Annotated in this window: 2 protein-coding genes; both read right to left on the reverse strand. The window is 45.8% G+C overall.

Annotated elements, in window-relative coordinates; genetic code table 11:
- Positions 1-134: 134 nt before the first annotated feature.
- The gene (locus L888_RS0111085; protein WP_027952936.1) at positions 135-1,163 is read right to left on the reverse strand and encodes a site-specific integrase; all 1,029 of its coding nucleotides are present in this window, start codon (positions 1,161-1,163) and stop codon (positions 135-137) included.
- Positions 1,156-1,835: tyrosine-type recombinase/integrase (locus L888_RS0111090; RefSeq protein WP_027952937.1), on the reverse strand; the 680-nt coding region annotated here is incomplete at its 5' end. The genes L888_RS0111085 and L888_RS0111090, both read right to left, overlap by 8 nt.

Raw genomic sequence — 1,835 nt, forward strand, 5'->3', positions numbered from 1 at the left:
GATAGTTTATCAGAACTAATGATAATTACTCTTATCCAAAGTAAAATGTTATCCAAAGTAAGTCCTCAACTGATTCTATAAATTAACAAGTCATAGCGGTTACTTTTGAAAACTACTTTGGATAATATTTGTTGTTACTTGCCAAGGCTTTTCAGCCAAGACCTCAGTTCGGAGTCCCTCTCCCACGATGTCTTTTCTTCTCCCAAAGCAGGCAGGACTTCGGTATATGCCGCCTCAAGTGCTTCTCTTTTCTGCTTAGAGTCTGCCCTTGCATATACTTCCGTTGTCTGTATGGACACATGACCAAGTATATCCCTTATGTACACAAGATTCACTCCTGCCTGTAATAGATGCATGGCTTTACTGTGCCGCAAACAATGTGGTGTAATTCTTTTGGGAATCAACTCAGGGTTGACTATCCTAGCGTTAGCCACATGTCGCCCAAGTATAAACGTGATACCTGCCCCGGTAAGCTTGCCGCCCCGGTTGTTCTGAAAAAGCGGTCTACAGTTAGCGGACTGTAGGTCAAGCCTGTTCTCTGCTATGTATGATCTGATGATGGCCACTTGCGGATTCTGTATCGGCACAAGGCGTTTCTTCCTTCCTTTTCCATAAAGAGTAACATAGCAGGGACTGTCCAAGTGCAAATCTTGCGGAGTGAGGTCTATCAGTTCTTGTACACGTGCCCCGCTTTCATAAAGTAACGATATGATTGCAAGGTCACGCCTGCCTGATTTCGTGTCATGTGGTATTTGCGACAAAAGCAGTCTGATTCCTTCAAGGGAAAGGTAATTAACGCTGTGCCTGACTGTTTTTTTTATCTTGATGGACAAGACCTGCTGCCACTGCTCAAGATGGGCAACATCCTCATATTGCATATAGCGACAGAAGGCATGGATGGCCGCCAGCCGTTGGTTTCGGGTTGTGTCTTTAATCCCGTTGTTGTCCTGAAGCCAGTCTAGGAACGAGAGCACGTTACTCCTGTTGACGTATTTCAGTTCCATCCTCTCCGGTTTGACATGGCAGGCAGATTCCATATAGGACAGAAAGGATACAAAGGTGTTGCTGTACGACCTTATCGTATTGTGGCTGAATCCCCGTTCACTGGCAAGATATTCTGTGAAAAAGGCTGTCAGGTGCCTTGCGAAACTGTTGTCACTCATCGTCTCTCTTCATTAAGGGCATTGACGGAAACACGTAAGAAGAAACGGACTCTTCCAGATTGATGATGTCAGGGAACATCTCCTGTGTCAGACGGACATATCTCTCTGTTCCTGACAAGGTCTTGTGTCCCAGATATACAGACAGGATGGGTAATGCGCAATAAATATCAGCGCCAGCCCTCACCTGCTGCATGAGCGAGTGGACGGCAAACGTATGGCGGAGGTCATGTACCCTCGGCCCGTGGTTGCCTCCAATGAATGGTATGCCGCATGTTTTCAAAAGTTTGCGGAACCAGTCATGCATATTGCCTGGGCTTAGGCTTCGCCCATTCGGAGCGACAAAGAAATGTGCATTAGGTAGTGAAATTCCAGGAATTGCTATTCTATCACGATACTGCCTATACTGTTCCAGTACGGTAGCCAACGATTGACAGATAGGAACGATACGCTGCTGTTGGTTCTTCGTCTTTCGTGTCAGAATCTGTGCATTCTTCAGGTCTACATCCTGATTCACCAGTGAACAAGCCTCACCGATACGCATACCTGTACCGTATAGAGTCCTTAACAGGGCAGGAATGCAAAACATCTTGCTCTCCATATTGTTATAAGACATGACCATGCCATCGCTTGCCTTGAAAAGCGCCGATATTTGTTTATGTGTAAAGATATACG

It is taken from the genome of Hallella seregens ATCC 51272 (assembly GCF_000518545.1).
Classification (GTDB): domain Bacteria; phylum Bacteroidota; class Bacteroidia; order Bacteroidales; family Bacteroidaceae; genus Prevotella; species Prevotella seregens.